The 14,962-nt window shown below is 71.6% G+C and carries 14 protein-coding genes; 8 read left to right on the top strand and 6 right to left on the bottom strand.

Features of this window, described 5'->3' with window-relative positions:
* Window positions 1-493, bottom strand: a 493-nt coding sequence (locus EWV39_RS12385; RefSeq protein ID WP_193554715.1) for a BCCT family transporter, incomplete at its 3' end; no start/stop codon positions are given.
* A gap of 337 nt (window positions 494-830) precedes the next feature.
* On the opposite strand from EWV39_RS12385, the gene EWV39_RS12390 reads away from it, so the two are divergent.
* From EWV39_RS12390 to EWV39_RS12400, 3 genes are all read left to right on the top strand, one after another.
* A complete protein-coding gene (locus EWV39_RS12390) occupies window positions 831-2,225 on the top strand; it encodes a M20 family metallopeptidase (protein ID WP_129660821.1) in 1,395 nt (464 codons plus the stop codon).
* A 170-nt stretch (window positions 2,226-2,395) separates the two neighbouring features.
* Window positions 2,396-4,123, top strand: coding sequence for an AbgT family transporter (locus EWV39_RS12395; protein ID WP_129660824.1), 1,728 nt, complete (start codon window positions 2,396-2,398; stop codon window positions 4,121-4,123).
* 136 nt (window positions 4,124-4,259) lie between these two features.
* Complete coding sequence (locus EWV39_RS12400; RefSeq protein WP_129660827.1) at window positions 4,260-4,892, top strand: superoxide dismutase; 633 nt, start codon at window positions 4,260-4,262, stop codon at window positions 4,890-4,892.
* Window positions 4,893-5,046: 154 nt separating this feature from the next.
* Here EWV39_RS12400 and EWV39_RS12405 read toward each other — a convergent pair whose 3' ends face one another.
* Window positions 5,047-5,796: an NUDIX hydrolase gene (locus tag EWV39_RS12405; RefSeq protein ID WP_129661332.1), complete on the bottom strand. Its 750-nt coding sequence runs from the start codon at window positions 5,794-5,796 to the stop codon at window positions 5,047-5,049.
* 50 nt (window positions 5,797-5,846) lie between these two features.
* Window positions 5,847-6,164: a putative quinol monooxygenase gene (locus EWV39_RS12410; RefSeq protein ID WP_129660830.1), complete on the bottom strand. Its 318-nt coding sequence runs from the start codon at window positions 6,162-6,164 to the stop codon at window positions 5,847-5,849.
* A gap of 106 nt (window positions 6,165-6,270) precedes the next feature.
* On the opposite strand from EWV39_RS12410, the gene EWV39_RS12415 reads away from it, so the two are divergent.
* Complete coding sequence (locus EWV39_RS12415) at window positions 6,271-6,756, top strand: SRPBCC family protein (RefSeq protein WP_129660833.1); 486 nt, start codon at window positions 6,271-6,273, stop codon at window positions 6,754-6,756.
* A 36-nt stretch (window positions 6,757-6,792) separates the two neighbouring features.
* Window positions 6,793-7,737 (top strand): phosphoglycerate dehydrogenase, encoded by a 945-nt coding sequence (locus EWV39_RS12420; RefSeq protein WP_129660836.1) that lies wholly within the window; start codon window positions 6,793-6,795, stop codon window positions 7,735-7,737.
* 70 nt (window positions 7,738-7,807) lie between these two features.
* On the opposite strand, the gene EWV39_RS12425 is transcribed toward EWV39_RS12420, so the two are convergent.
* The 3 genes from EWV39_RS12425 to EWV39_RS12435 all read right to left on the bottom strand — a co-directional run bounded on the left by EWV39_RS12425 (window position 7,808) and on the right by EWV39_RS12435 (window position 12,156).
* Window positions 7,808-8,728 (bottom strand): AEC family transporter, encoded by a 921-nt coding sequence (locus EWV39_RS12425; RefSeq protein WP_129660839.1) that lies wholly within the window; start codon window positions 8,726-8,728, stop codon window positions 7,808-7,810.
* A gap of 163 nt (window positions 8,729-8,891) precedes the next feature.
* Complete coding sequence (locus tag EWV39_RS12430) at window positions 8,892-10,499, bottom strand: thiamine pyrophosphate-binding protein (protein WP_129661335.1); 1,608 nt, start codon at window positions 10,497-10,499, stop codon at window positions 8,892-8,894.
* Window positions 10,500-10,656: 157 nt separating this feature from the next.
* Window positions 10,657-12,156 carry a sodium:solute symporter family protein gene (locus EWV39_RS12435; RefSeq protein ID WP_129660842.1) on the bottom strand — a complete coding sequence of 500 codons (1,500 nt, stop codon included), beginning with the start codon at window positions 12,154-12,156 and terminating at the stop codon, window positions 10,657-10,659.
* A 188-nt stretch (window positions 12,157-12,344) separates the two neighbouring features.
* Here EWV39_RS12435 and EWV39_RS12440 point away from each other — a divergent pair, with 188 nt between their 5' ends.
* From EWV39_RS12440 to EWV39_RS12450, 3 genes are read left to right on the top strand one after another with little or no spacing between them, the layout of a single operon-like run.
* Entirely contained in the window at window positions 12,345-12,911 is a 567-nt protein-coding gene (locus tag EWV39_RS12440) for a helix-turn-helix domain-containing protein (protein ID WP_129660845.1), read from the top strand.
* Between the two features lie 44 nt (window positions 12,912-12,955).
* The gene (locus EWV39_RS12445) at window positions 12,956-14,014 is read left to right on the top strand and encodes a hypothetical protein (RefSeq protein ID WP_129660848.1); all 1,059 of its coding nucleotides are present in this window, start codon (window positions 12,956-12,958) and stop codon (window positions 14,012-14,014) included.
* A gap of 50 nt (window positions 14,015-14,064) precedes the next feature.
* Window positions 14,065-14,820, top strand: coding sequence for a fructosamine kinase family protein (locus tag EWV39_RS12450; RefSeq protein ID WP_129660851.1), 756 nt, complete (start codon window positions 14,065-14,067; stop codon window positions 14,818-14,820).
* The last annotated feature ends 142 nt before the right edge of the window (window positions 14,821-14,962 follow it).

A 14,962-nucleotide genomic window follows, 5' to 3' on the forward strand; every position in this document is an offset into this window, starting at 1 on the left:
GACCCCAGTGCAGGAAGGAGCGGGACATCGCGGACTGGGCGATCTGCTCCTCCGAGCCGGTGACGCCCGGAGGCGGCTCGACGAAGTGCGAGAGGGGCTCGGAGGCCCCGTAGAAGACCAGGCCGATGCCCATGCCGGCGGCGAAGAGGAAGGCCAGCCATGTGACGAAGTTGTAGTCGGGCGTCGAATCGTCGGGGCCGAGCTTGATGTCGCCCAGGCGGCTGAAGCCCAGGTACAGGGCGAAGGCGATGAACAGCCCGATGATGGCGACGTAGTACCAGCCGAAGTAGCCGACGACGTCTTCCTGCAGCGCCGAGAACACGCGGTTGGCGTCGGTGGGGAAGGCCAGCGTGATGCCGATGAACAGGACCATGATGATCGCGGCGGGAATGAAGACCCGCTTGTCGATCAGTCCCTTGGACATCTTCCGTCTGGCACGGGGGGAGATGTCCCCTTCCCGGAGATCGGGCTTGCGAGTGAGAAAATTGGACATCTGTTCCCTACATATGGTGGGACGGCACGAACGTGACTTCAGAGGGGCGTTGAGGGGCCTGCCAGATACCAGGTCTTCCACCCGAGGCCGCGGACTGGACCTGCGTCAGCCTTTCAACGGTAAATGACCGAGGATGCTCATGCCAATGAGCTTCCTCTTCGCGGGAAGCGGAGGGACGCCGGGGCCGGGCGTTGTGCGCCGCTCCTCGGGGCCGGAGGCGCGGGGGCCATCCCATCGGGCATGCCCGCGGGAGGGCGCCATCGCGCTTCCGGCACGAGGATCCGGCCGATTCGTCTGCCCCTGGCGGCACGCCCCCTGTATGTTGAACCACATGGCTATGACCCCCGACACACCGCCGCCGGGCTTCCCGGCCCGGAACGCTGCCCCGGACCCCGTGCCGGCGCCGCCCTCCCGCGCCTACCTCGACATCATGGCCGCGCAGAGCCGCCGCCTCCTTGAGACCTCCTCCTACGTCCCCGCCGAGCGCGAGGACGCTCCCGAGGAGCTGTACGACCGCCTGGAGCGCGCCGTCGAGGACCAGCGGGAGGAGCTGGTGGACATCCTCCATGACCTGCACCGCCACCCGGAGGAGGCGTTCCGGGAAGTCCACGCCGCAGACCGGCTGCTCGCGCACCTGGAGGCGCGCGGCCTCGTGCCCCAGCGTCCGGCCTTCGGCCTCGAGACCGCGGTCCACGCCGTCGTCGAGTCCCCGGGCTTCGACCCCGGGCGGCACCGCACCGTCGCGGTCCTCTCCGAGTACGACGCGCTGCCCGGCATCGGCCACGGGTGCGGCCACAACGTCATCGCGGCGGCCGGGCTCGGGGCGTTCACCGCACTCGCCGGACTGCTCCGGGAGGGGGCGGGCGGCCTCGAGGGCCGTGCGGTTTACTACGGCACGCCCGCCGAGGAGGGGGAGGCGGGCAAGGAGCTCATGGCGCGGGCGGGGGCCTTCGCAGAGGCCGACGCCGCGATCATGCTCCACCCCTACTTCGCCGACGTCGCCGACCAGGCGTGGCTCGGCCGCCGCGTGATGCGGGCGGTGTTCTCCGGCGTCGCCGCCCACGCCTCCTCCCATCCCTTCATGGGCCGCAACGCGCTCGACGCCGCCGTGCTCGCCTACCAGGGCGTCGGCCTGCTGCGGCAGCAGACCCCGCCCACCGACCGCCTCCACGCCATCCTCCCGGAGGGCGGCGAACGGCCCTCGATCATCACCGAGTCGGCGACGCTGAAGATGTACGTCCGCTCCCGCGACCCGGAGACGCTGAAGGCCTTGTCCGCGCGTGTCGAGGAGGTGATGGGCGGGGCGGCGCTGATGGCCGGCGTCGGCGTCGAGGTCCGCTGGGACGAGTCGCCGGCTACGCTTCCGGTGCGCACCAACGGACCGCTGACGGACCGGTGGGTCCTCGCACAGCGGCGCCGGGGACGGGATCCGCTGCCGCGAGGCACGCTCTCCGAGGCCCTCGCCGCCTCGACCGACTTCGGCAACCTCAGCTTCCGCCTGCCGGGCATCCACCCGCTGATCGGCATCGCGGGGGAGGACGTCGCCCTGCACACGCGCGAGTTCGCGGCCGCCGCGGGCTCGCCGGCGGCGGAGTCGGCCGCGGTGGACGGCGCCTACGGACTCGCCGCGACCGCCCTGGACTTCCTGCACGACGACGCCCTGGCCGAGGCCGTGCGCACCGACTTCGAGGAGCGGGGCGGCGCCGTCGACGTCGAGCACTACTTCGACTGACGAGTCGTCACCCGCGGCGACGACTGGTCGGCGGAACGGACCGTTCACCCCTCCGCCCGACGACTCGTCGCCGGCGCGGCCGCCTCGCCCCGGCCCCCGACCCTCACCCGCCGACACCAGCATCCGCCGATCCAGCACCCGCCGATCCAGCACCCACCGAGGAGGCCGCCATGGCCGACACCGCCACCGTCCGCCGCCGAGGACTCGGCGACCGCGTCCTGACCGGCATCGAGGTCGTGGGCAACAAGCTGCCCGAGCCCTTCACGCTGTTCCTGATCCTCTTCCTGACGGTCGGGGTGCTCTCGACCGTCATGGCGCTGCTCGGAGTCGAGGTGACGGTGCCCGGCACCGATGAGCCGGTCGCCGTCAAGGGACTGTTCACCGGCGAGGGCATCGCCTGGTTCACCACCACGATGGGCGAGAACTACATCGGCTTCCCGCCGCTGGTCACGGTCGCCACGATCCTGCTGGCCATCGGCATCGCGGAGAAGACCGGCTTCCTCTCCGCGGCGATCCGGTACACCATCGGCCGGGCGCCGCGCTGGCTGCTGCCCTACGTCGTCGGCTTCGTGGGCGTGGTCGGCTCGATCATGTCGGACTCGGCGTTCATCGTCATCCCGCCGCTGGCGGCCATCGCGTTCAAGGCCGCGGGGCGGCACCCCGTGGCGGGTCTGATCGGCGGGTTCGCGGCGGCGGGCGCCGGCTACTCGACCAACATCTTCCCGACCTCGCTCGACGCGCTCTTCGCCGGCATCACCAACGCGGTGGTCCCCAGCGTCCCGCAGCTGGCCGAGAGCGCCGCGACCGTCACGCCGATCTCCAACTACTACTTCAACGTCGTCTCCGCGCTGGTGCTGGCGGTGATCGCCGGCTTCGTGATCGACCGCATCGTGGAGCCCCGCATCACCCGCCAGGGCGTGCCGCGCCAGGAGGTCGCCCTGGCGGACGCCGGCCCCGCATCCTCCGACGAGTCGACGCACGACGCCGCCGTGCGCGAGGACTCGTCACCCGCTGCACGCGACGACTCGTCACCCGCCGAGGGCCCGGCCCCCACCACCCGCCAGAACCGCGCGACCGGCGACGAGCAGACGACGTCGCAGGCCGCCGAGCCTGACGCCGAGGCCCGCCTCACGCCGCGGGAGCTCCGGGCGCTGGCCTGGGGCGCCGTCGCGTTCGGGCTGGTCGGGGCGGCCGTCACGGTCTTCGCGCTGGTCCCCGCCTCGCCGTGGCGCAACGAGGACGGTGGCTTCCTGCCCGAGTCGCCGCTGCTGGACTCGATCATCTTCATCATCTTCGCGTTCTTCTCCGTGAGCGGGTACGTCTACGGGCGGGTCGCCGGGACGGTCCGCGGTCTCAAGGACGTCCCCGGCCTGATGGGGGCGGCGCTGAAGGACATGATCTCCTTCCTGGTGCTGGCGTTCATCCTCGGCCAGTTCATCGCTCTGTTCAACTGGTCCGGCATCGGCTCGTGGACCGCGGTCACCGGCGCCGAGGCCCTGCAGAACGCGGGCGTCACGGGCTTCCCGGTGATCCTCATGTTCATCGTCCTGTGCAGCCTGCTGAACCTGCTCATCATCTCCGGCTCCTCGATGTGGACGCTGATGGCCGCCGTCTTCGTCCCGATGCTCGGCCTGCTGGGCTACGAGCCGGCGTTCGTGCAGGCCGCCTTCCGCGTGGGCGACTCCGCCACCCAGGTCATGACGCCTCTGAACCCGTACATGGTGGTCTTCCTGGCGATGCTGCGGAAGTACGAGCCGGAGGCGGGGCTGGGCACCACGATGTCCCGCATGGTGCCCTTCGTGGTGCCGTTCTGGATCAGCTGGGTGGTCATCCTGGCGGTCTTCTACTTCCTGGGCCTGCCGCTCGGTCCCGGCGCCGGCATCATGATCCCGGAGTAGGGCGAGCGGCCTCCCCCGCGGGGCTCCCGGACGCTTCCGCTAGGGGCGGAAGATGTTACGGGTGCCTGGAATCGTGCGGCGGGCCGTGTGTAAGTTGGGGATCGGATCTATTAGTTGGATCACTGAAAGGATCGCTATGGCTGACCAGTATGTACTCCCGGATCTTCCGTACGACTACGCCGCCCTTGAGCCGCACATCTCCGCGCGGATCATGGAGCTGCACCACGACAAGCACCACGCCACCTACGTCAAGGGCGCCAACACCGCCCTGGACAGGCTGGAGGAGGCCCGGGCCAACGGCGACTTCACCTACGTGAGCCAGCTGTCGAAGGACCTCGCCTTCAACCTCGGCGGCCACACGAACCACTCGATCTTCTGGAACAACCTCTCCCCGGACGGCGGCGACAAGCCCACCGGCGAGCTCGCTTCCGCGATCGACGACTTCTTCGGCTCCTTCGACCGCTTCCGCGACCAGTTCACCGCGACCGCGACCTCCATCCAGGGCTCCGGCTGGGCCGTCCTGGCATGGGACACCGTGGGCCAGCGCCTGAACCTCGTGCAGCTCTACGATCAGCAGGGCAACATCCCCGTCGCCCAGATCCCCGTGCTGCAGCTGGACATGTGGGAGCACGCCTTCTACCTGGACTACCAGAACGTCAAGCCGGACTACGTCAAGGCCTTCTGGAACATCGTCAACTGGGAGGACGTCGCCTCCCGGTTCGAGCGCGCGCGCTCGCAGTCCAAGGGCCTGGTCGTCCCCGGCCAGTAGATGACGACGTCGCGGCGGCCGGGCGCTGATGCCCAGCCGCCGAGCGTGGCCTGTGCGGAGCCCCGTTCCTCTCCTGCGTGGAGAGGGGCGGGGCTCTTCCGTGTCCAGAGGGTTCTGCTCATCCGGGAGGAACTGCTAAAGGCGGAGGACGCCCCTACGCCATCCCCAACGGCCCCTGATCCGCGAACGCCAGCGCGTGGTCGTACCGGAAGAGCCGGGGCGGCCGGTGCCGGGTCCCCTCCACGCGCTTGCCGGTGTCGATGATCGACTTCGACGCCGCGATCTGGCGCCGGAAGTTCGCCGGGTCCATCGGGCGCCCCAGGATCGCCTCGTAGACCTCGCGCAGCTGGGCCAGCGTGAACTCCTCGCCGAGGAAGGAGTGCGCGATCCGCGAGTACTCCACCTTGTTCCGCAGCCGGTGCAGCGCGTACTCGACGATCTCGTTGTGGTCGAAGGCCAGCTGCGGCAGGTCGTCGGCGGGCATCCACTGGATGTTCTCGTGCACGCGCGTCTTGGCGATGTCGGTGTCCGGGATCGAGGCCCAGTAGACCACCGAGACCACCCGCTCGGTGGGCTGCACGACGCCGTCGGCCCACTCGGTGCGCCCTGACCCCTCGTCACCGGCCGGCGCGCGGTGCACCGCGCCGAAGGCGTAGAGCTGCTCCAGATAGCCGGGGGCGAGGCCGGTGGCACGCCGCAGCGTCGAGCCCGCGGCCTCCTCCAGGGAGAGGTGGGCGGGCAGCGGGCCGCCGGGCAGCGCGAACATGCCCTTGAAGGGCTCGCGCAGCCGGCGGACGAGCGGGAGCCACAGCGTCCGGTGCTCGTCCTCGCCGCCGCGCAGGGCCAGGATCACGGCGGAGACCGCGAGCTGGACGGCGGCCGACTCGGAGTCCTGGGGGGCCAGGGCGTCGTCGTGCTCGGGCGGCTCCCGCCGGTTCCGTTCCGTCACCGCGGCTACTTCTGGAGCTCGCCCATGGCGTCCCAGCCGTCGCCCTCGACCTGGCGGGAGATGATCCGCGGGGTCTCGGAGATGAGCGGGCGCATGGTCTCGAGGCCCTTCGCGAAGTGGTCGGAGTTCACGTGGGCCTCGCCGGCGTCGTCGTCGAAGGCCTCGAGGAGCACGTACTCGTGGGGGTCCTCGACGCTGCGGCACCAGTCGAACCACTTGTTGCCGGGCTCGGCGCGGGTCGCCTCGGTGAACTCGCGGACGTGCTCCATCCAGTTCTCCGCGTACTCCGGCTTCACCTTGAACTTGACGATGATCGAGATCATGGGGTCCTCTCCTTCTCCGGTCACGGCGTGCGTACCGGCTCGTAGCGCCGGTCTCCTCCCATGGTGGCACAGTCACCCCGCGGCGCGCGGATGAGAGGATGGGGCCATGAGCGAACCCCTCGTGAGATTCCTGCCCGCCTCCCGCGACGCGATCCGCGCCGAGACGACCCTGCGGCACGTCACCGCGGCCGAGGTCTACGAGCTGGTCTCCCAGCCGGCCCGCCACCACGAGCTCGACGGCGCCGGCACCGTCCGCCGGCAGGTCCGCGGCCCGCGGTACCCGGCCGAGGGCGAGAGCACGACGCAGTCCATGCGCCTCTACGGCATCCCGTACGCCATCACCGCCACGGTGACCCGTGCCGAGCCGGAGCGGGCCTTCGCCTGGCGCATGCCCACCGGGCACACGTGGACGTGGGAGATCGAGGCGGGGGAGGAGGGCGTCGTCGTCCGGGAGACCTTCGACGCCTCCGCGGCGCGGGCGGCCGGAGTGCCGCTCGCCCCGGTCTTCCGGCTCAACGGGGCCTTCCGCCGCAACCGGGAGGGAATCGCCCGGTCGCTGGCGAACCTGCACAGGACCTTCGCCCGCGCCTAACCTGGAACCGTCACCCACTCTCGACGAGGAGAACCCGTGAAGATCCTGCTGCCCACCACCGTCGCCCTGGACGCCTCCCGCCTCCCGCTGGGGCCGGGGGACACCACCGCCGAGTACGACCCCACGACGCCGCTGCCCGAGGAGCACGTCGACGCCGAAGTCCTGGTGGCCTGGGGCAATACGGATGCCCAGCTCGCCGACGCCGCGCGCCGGATGGGCTCGGTCCGGCTCATCCAGTCGCTCGCGGCCGGCCCGGACCAGATCGCCCGCGCCGGGTTCCGCGAGGAGGCCGTGGTGTGCTCCGGCGTCGGGCTGCACGACCGCACGGTGACCGAGCACGCGCTGGCCCTGATCCTCGCGCTGGTCCGCTCGCTGCCGCAGATCAGGGAGTACCAGCGGCAGCGCCGCTGGGCCTCGGAGCTGACCGGCCCGCAGGAGCTGCACCCCGCCGACCAGCTGACCACCCTGCTCGACGCCCGGGTCACGATCTGGGGCTTCGGCTCCATCGGGACCACGCTCGCGCCGCTGCTCTCCGGGCTCGGCGCGCACGTCAGCGGCATCGCCCGCTCCACCGGCGAGCGCGAGGGCTACCAGGTGGTGGCCACCGAGGAGAAGGACGAGCTGCTGGCCCGCACCGACGTCCTGGTGATGATCCTGCCCTCGGGCGAGGCCACGGACGGATCGCTCGACGCCCGCGTGCTGGAGACCCTGCCGGACACCTCCTACGTGGTCAACGTGGGCCGCGGGAGCACGGTGGACGAGGCGGCGCTGATCTCCGCCCTGAAGGACGGGATCATCGGCGGCGCCGCGCTGGACGTCACCGCGCAGGAGCCGCTGCCCTCCGACGACCCGCTGTGGGACGCCCCCAACCTGCTGCTGACCCCGCACACCGCCGGCAACCGGCCGGTCGGCGGCGAGGAGCTGACGGGTCAGAACATCGAGGCGCTGCGCGGGAGGGGCGAGTACCGCAACAAGATGTGAGCCGGGGCCGGCCGTGCCCGGAAGGACGGGTGCGGCCGGCGGCGGGACGGGGCCTGACCCCGTCCCGCCCTCATGTCATGATCGCCGAGATGATCAGCAGCCCCGGCACGGAGGCGACGGTCGAGAGCAGCACGATGTCCCGGGCCAGGCTGATGTCCTGGTCGTAGCGGGCGGCGAAGTTGAAGAGGTTCTGCGCCGTCGGCAGCCCGCCCAGCACGGTGGCCGCGAACAGGTCGTGCGGCGGCAGATGGAAGACGAAGTTCCCGAGCAGGAAGGCCGCGGCCGGCATCGCGGCGACCTTCAGCCCCACCGCCAGCAGCGTCTCAACCCGCTGCCCGGGCACGGCCAGCGGCCGGTTGCCCCGCAGCGACATGCCGAAGGCCACCAGCACCAGCGGGATCCCCGCCCCGCCGAGCAGGTGCAGCGGCTCGAAGAGCACCTCCGGGACGCTCCAGCCCAGGGCGTTGATCACGACGCCGAGCACCGACCCGATGATCAGCGGGTTCCGGAAGGGCTGGGTCACGACGTCGCGCACCGAGATCCTGCCGTGCGCCACGATGTCCAGGATCGCCAGGCACAGCGGCGTCGCCACCACCAGCTGGAACAGCAGGATCGGCGCGACCTGGGTGGGATCGCCGAAGATGTAGGTCGCCACCGGCAGGCCCATGTTGTTGGAGTTCAGCAGCCCGGAGCCGACGGCGCCCATGGTGGTCCGCCCGATCCTGCGCTTCATCACCAGGGCCACGATCAGCGTGTAGAGGACCGCCACGGCGGCGAAGCTCAGCGCGGCCACCGGCAGCCGCGCCGAGAAGATCACGCCCAGGTCCGAGGTGGAGAGGGTCGTGAACATCAGCGCGGGCAGGGCCACGAAGAACGCGAACCGGTTCAGCGACCAGCCCGCGTTCTTGCCCAGCACCCCGGCCCGGGCGACGACGTAGCCGATGCCGACCACGACGCCGATGATGGCAAACCCCTCCAGTACGCCGAGCATCCAGTCCTCTCACCATCGCCGCCGGTCGTCTCCCCAGCGATTGTAAGCCCGGTGCGCGGGAGGGGTCCCGCGGCGTCCGCGGATCGGGCGGCCGGGGCGGCCGACGCCGCAGGGGCACCCGGGCTCCGGCGTCGGCCGCGCGGCCCCGTGCGCCCGCGCCCGGCTACGCTCCGATGCGCAGGTGGATCAGCGAGGGCCCCTCGGTCCCCAGCGCCTTCCGCACGGTCTCCCCGAGGGTCTCCACGGTCGCCTCGAAGCCGACGGCGCCGAAGCCCTCGGCGAGCTTGACCCAGTCCGGCTGGACCAGGTCCACCGCGGTCGGGGCGATCCGGCGGGCCTCCTCGTTGGCCCGGATCTCCCCGTAGCCGCCGTTGTCCACGCAGATGACCGGCAGGTCCAGCCGCTGCTCGACCGCCGTCATCAGCTCCTGGATCGCGAACATCAGCGCGCCGTCGCCCAGCAGGCAGACCACCGGGCGCTCGGGGGCCGCGATCTTGGCGCCGACGGCGGCCGGCAGCCCGTACCCCAGGGTCGCGTAGGTGGCCATGTACAGCAGCGAGTTGGGGCGCGGGGCGCGGTAGAACGTCGTCGTGCCCATGTAGGTGACCTGGGAGGAGTCTCCGGCGATGATCGTGTCCTCGGGGAGCGCCTCCATGATCAGCTCGTTGAGCTGGGCGAGCTCGGGGGCGATGGCGCGGCCCTCCTCGTCGAGGGCGTCGAAGACCGGCTGCAGCTCGCGGCGCCCGCGTTCGGGGCGGCCCTCGGAGGCCACCTTCAGCGCGGCGGCCAGCTGCGGGACCACCGCGGCGGAGTTGCCGGGCAGCTCCAGGTCGGGGGTGATGTTGGTGAGCATCTGGTCGCGCATGATGTCCACGCGGATCACCGGGCCGGCGGGGCGGATGTCGCCTTCCCACAGCTCGGCCTCGCCGATCTTGGAGCCGACGATCAGCGTCGCGTCCGCCTCGCGGCAGAACGCGTGGGCCGCCGTGAGGCGCAGGTCGGCGCCGAGGGAGAGGCGGTGCTTCTCCGGGATGGCGCCCTTGCCGTTGACCGAGGTGATGACCGGGGCCTCGAGCATCTCGGCGAGCTCCAGGAGGGACTCTCCGGCCGCCAGGGAGCCGCCGCCGGCGATGATGAGCGGGCGCTCGGCGCGGGCCAGGATGTTCGCCGCCCGGGCGACGTCGTCCACCGGCGCCGGCTGCGGGGAGCCGAGCGGGCGGGCGGCGAGGTCCGCGTCGGTGAACTCGGCCTCGGCCTCCAGGACGTCGAGGGGGACCTCGATGTGCACGGGGCGGGGGCGGGAGTGCTTGAAGGAGACGAAGGCGTTGTGGATCATCTCCACGGCCTCCAGCGCCGAGTTCACGCGGCGGGAGACGCCGACGATCGCGCCGACCGCGCCGGTGGGGTTCTTGGTCTCGTGCAGCGCCCCGATGTCCCGGAACTCCTGGCCGCGGGGGCGGCCGGGGGAGAGCAGGATCATCGGGCGCGACTCCGCGTAGGCCGTGGCCGCCCCGGAGAGCGAGTTCAGCAGCCCGGGCCCGGAGGTGGTGACCACGACGCCGGGCAGGCCCCGGGTCAGCGACCAGCCATCGGCGCCGTAGGAGGCGCCCTGCTCGTGGCGGGTGGTCACCGGCTTGATCTCGAGTTCCTCGAGGTGGCGGTAGAACTCGAGATTATGCGTCCCGGGGATGCCGAAGACGGCGTCGATCCCGTAGTTGCGCAGGGTGGCCATGATCGCGTATCCGGCGTTCCTGCGGGGTTCGGTCTGCATTCCGGCCTCCTCGGCGGCGTGGGCGGTCATGTGCTCTCCTTCCGTATGCACTGTGGTGCGTGGCACACCAAAGTATACAAATACGAAACTATAGTTACCTCACCGTCGAATTGCGAGCGTCCGCCTCGCGGGCGGACGCGGGCCGTCGCCTCAGCGCTCAGCGCCCGGCCGCGGCCCGACGCCGCACCCTGCCCAGCCGGGACTGCCACTCGTCCATGACCTCCGGCGCGGTGGGCCGGGTGCACAGCGAGACGACGACGTAGACCACCAGCGAGACGCCGAGGCCGATGTAGATCGGCTCGTTGGCCATGACCCCGAACAGGCCCATCGAGACCAGCACCGCGATCGCGCCGGTGAGCATCGACGCCGCGGCGCCGGCCCCGGTGCCCCGCCTCCACAGCAGGCCCCCGAGGATCGCGACCATCAGGCCGCCCACGAGGATGTCGTACGCGATGGTCAGGGCGGCGACCACCGAGGGAACGAGCAGGGCGATCACGGTCACCACCAGGCCGATCCCGAGCACGAACAGCCGGTCCCTGCGGATGGCGGCGTCGGAGTGGGTCGGGTCCTCGGCGTCGAACTCCGCGGTGTCGGCCGGCGGCTCGGCCGGGGCGGGGGCGCGGCGCCCGCCGAACACCCACCCCAGCAGCGGGAGCACGTCCACGCGCGCCACGGTCGCCGAGGCGATCAGCGCGCCGGAGGCCGTGGACATCATCGCGGCCACCCCCGCCGCCAGCACGACCCCGCCGACGCCGGCCGGCAGGTAGTCCTGCGCGAGGGCGGCGAAGGCGTCGTCGGGAACCTCCAGGTTCGGCACGACGACGGCCGCCCCCATCCCGATCACGGCCCCGGCGATCCCGTAGAGCAGGGTGTACACGCCGGAGGCGAAGCCGGCCCAGCGGGCCACCCCGGGGCTGCGGGCGGTGAAGACGCGCTGCCAGATGTCCTGCCCCACCAGCACGCCGAGGGTGTAGACGACGAACATGGTGACGATCGACGCCGCCCCCATGGAGCCGAGGTCGAAGAACTCCGCGTCGAGCCGCTCGTGCAGGCCGTCCCAGCCGCCCGCGTAGTGCAGCGAGAAGGGCAGGAGCAGGGCGAACATGCCGAGGGTCATCAGCACGAACTGCATCATGTCCGTCAGGGTGATGGACCACATGCCGCCCATGATGGAGTATCCGATGACCACCACCGAGCCGAGCGCGATGCCCCAGCCGCGGTCGATGTCGAACAGGACGGAGAAGATCGAGGCGTAGGCCGAGGTCGAGGTCACCGCGAGCATCACGGTGTACCCGAGCATCACGATCGAGGAGGCCTGGATCCCGCGCCCTCCGTAGCGCAGCCCGAGCATCTGCGAGACGGTGTAGACCCGCAGCTTCTGGATGGGCCCGGCGAAGGCGAGCGAGAGGACCATGACGCCGGCGGCGATCGCCCCCACCAGCCACATCCCCGAGAGCCCGTAGGTGTACCCCAGGCCGATGCCGCCGATCGTGGCGGCCCCGCCCAGCACGACGGCGCTCATCGTGCCGGTGAAGAAGAGCGGGCCGAGGCGGCGTCCGGCGACCCGGTAGTCCTCGGCGTTCTTGGCGCGCCTCTTGCCGAGCCAGCCGAGGAAGACCATGGCGGCGAGGTAGAGGATGATGATGGCGAGATTCATGAGATTCCATTCCTGGACGGACCGTCGGTGTGGCTGCGCACACCGGGTGTTGTGCTTCAGGCAACAAAAGTTTTTCACATGCTAGTACGATCGGATGGCGGGCGCATGTCGTCGCCCGCCGCCCGCGCCGCCGGTGGGGGCGGAGCTCCCCGGGGCCGCCGGGGCCGAAGGGAGAGGACGCCGGAGCCGTGAAGCCGCTGCCAGTGCAACAGCCAGACAGGGAGCCCGAGCTGGGGGCGCGCCTGCGCAACCACCGGCTGAGGGTCCACATGACCATCGAGCAGCTGGCCACCGCCACGGGACTGACCAAGGGGTTCATCAGCCGGGTGGAGCGCGAGCAGACCTCGCCGTCGGTCGCCTCCCTGGTCAAGATCTGCCGCGCCCTGCGCGTGGACATCGGCGCGCTCTTCGAGGAGCCGCCCACCAGCCTCGTGAAGCTGGCGGACGCCCCGGCCGTGGACCTGGGCGGGGCGGGCATCCACGAGCGCCTGGTCTCGGCGCCCGAGCTGGAGAAGGCACAGGTCCTGCGGGCCACCGTCGAGCCCGGCGGCGAGGGCGAGGAGTCCCTCTACACCGTCGACTGCGAGACCGAGATCCTGCACGTCATCTCCGGACTTTTTCTGCTCCGCACGGCGGGGGCCGACTACGAGCTGGAGGCCGGCGACACCGTGACGTTCAGCGGCCGGGAGCCGCATTCCTGGCGCAACCTCGGGGACGTCCCGGCCGAGGTCGTGTGGGTGCTGGTGACCGGCTGAGCCGCTAGCGTGGGAGGATCGCCCGTTCCCTTCCGAAGGTTCCCATGTTCACTCAGCACCCCTCGCGCCCCTCCCGCCTGCGGCTCGGCGTCGGCGCCGCGGCCGCGGCCCTCCTGCTCCTCTCCGGCTGCTCCGGATCCGACGGCGACCAGGGCGAGGACGCCCCCGCCTCCGAGCAGAGCGCCTCCGGCTCCCCCCAGGAGTCCTCCGGCGGCTCGTCCTCCGCGTCCGGCGACTCGTCATCGTCATCCGACGACTCGCCCTCCTCCGAGGAGTCGTCCTCGCAGAGCGCCGAGGACAACGCCGACGCCGAGATCATCGGCGGCGGCCGCGAGGTCTTCCCCGACCGGCGCATGGTCGCCCTCTACGGCACCCCCGGCAACCCCTCGATGGGCGTGCTCGGCGAGCAGGGCCCCGCCGAGTCCGTGCAGCGGGCCAAGGACCTCGCCGCCCAGTACCAGCCGTACAGCGAGGAGCAGGTCATCCCCGCCTTCGAGATCATCACCACCGTGGCCTCCTCCGAGCCGGGGCCCGACGGCGACTACTCGGCCAAGGTCACTCCCGAGGACCTGGAGCCCCTGCTGAAGGAGGCCCGCGAGAACGACGTCTACGTGGTCCTGGACTTCCAGCCCGGCCTCGAGGCCTTCCCGGAGCAGGTGGAGCGCTACGCCGACCTGCTCAAGGACCCCAACGTCGGCGTCGGCATCGACCCCGAGTGGCGCCTGGCCCCGGGTCAGGTCCCCCTCGAGCAGATCGGCACCGTCTCCGCCGCGGAGATCAACGAGACCCTCGACGACGTCGCCGAGCTGACGGCCGAGGAGGGCCTGCCGCAGAAGCTCGTGGTCCTCCACCAGTTCTCCCACTCGATGATCACCGAGCGGGAGACCCTGGACACCTCCCACCCCGAGCTCGCGCTGACGCTGCACGCGGACGGCCACGGCACGCCGGAGCTGAAGACCGAGACCTGGGACGCGCTCCAGGAGGGCCTGCCGGAGGGCATCGAGATGTCCTGGAAGAACTTCTACGACGAGGACACCCCCATGCTCTCGCCCGAGGAGACCTACGCCGTCCAGCCCAAGCCGTGGGTGGTCACGTACCAGTAGGCTCGGCCTGCCCCCGCCCGGGCCCGGCCCCCGCGTGATAGACCGGTGACATGGAGACATTCATCAAGCAGACGTCAGGCAGCGCCGCCGGATGGGAGCGAGCCGGCCTCGAGTGGCTGGCCGAGGCCGAGGAGTCCGGAGGCGCCAGGGTCTGCCGGATCCTCGGCGTCGCGGAGGACGGACTGGAGCTGGAGCTGATCCGCGAGGCGGCCCCCTCCAAGGCCGCCGCCCGCGCCTTCGGCCAGGCCCTGGCGCTGACCCACGACGCCGGCGCCGAGGCCTGGGGCTCCGGCCCCGCCGGCTGGCGGGACAACGGCTTCCAGGGCCCGGCGGGGCAGCAGCTGGCGCTCCAGCTCGGCGCCTGGAAGGCGTGGGGGCGGATGTACGCCGACGCGCGGATCGCCCCGCTGGTCGGCAAGGTCCAGGGCCTCGCCGCCGCGGACCGCGACCTCTTCGAGCGCCTGTGCGGCCGCCTGCGCGACGGCGAGTTCGACGACGACGACGCCCCCTCCCGGATCCACGGCGACCTCTGGGCGGGCAACGTCCTGTGGACGCCGGACGAGGCGGTGCTGATCGACCCGACGTCCTACGGCGGGCACCGCGAGGACGACATCGCCGCGCTCGCCCTGTTCGGCGCCCCGCACCTGCGGGAGATCGTCGAGGGCTACGTGCAGGTCCACCCGCTGGAGGCGGGCTGGCAGGAACGCGTGGAGCTGCACCAGCTGCACCTGGTCCTGCTCCACGCCGTCCTCTTCGGCGGCGGGTACGTCAACCAGGCGCTGGCCATCGCCCGCCGGTACGCCTGACCTGCCGCTGGCCGCCGGCCCCCGGTCCCGGCTCTCGGCCGCCGCGAGCCATCAGAGGCGCCCGCACCGCTCCGGCGGGGCGGGCGCCTTCGCGCGCGGGGCGGGCTGCCCGGCTTCCTCGGACCGCGCCACGCCGTCCGCG

Origin of the sequence: Rothia halotolerans, assembly GCF_004136635.1 — a bacterium.
Lineage (GTDB): Bacteria > Actinomycetota > Actinomycetes > Actinomycetales > Micrococcaceae > Rothia > Rothia halotolerans.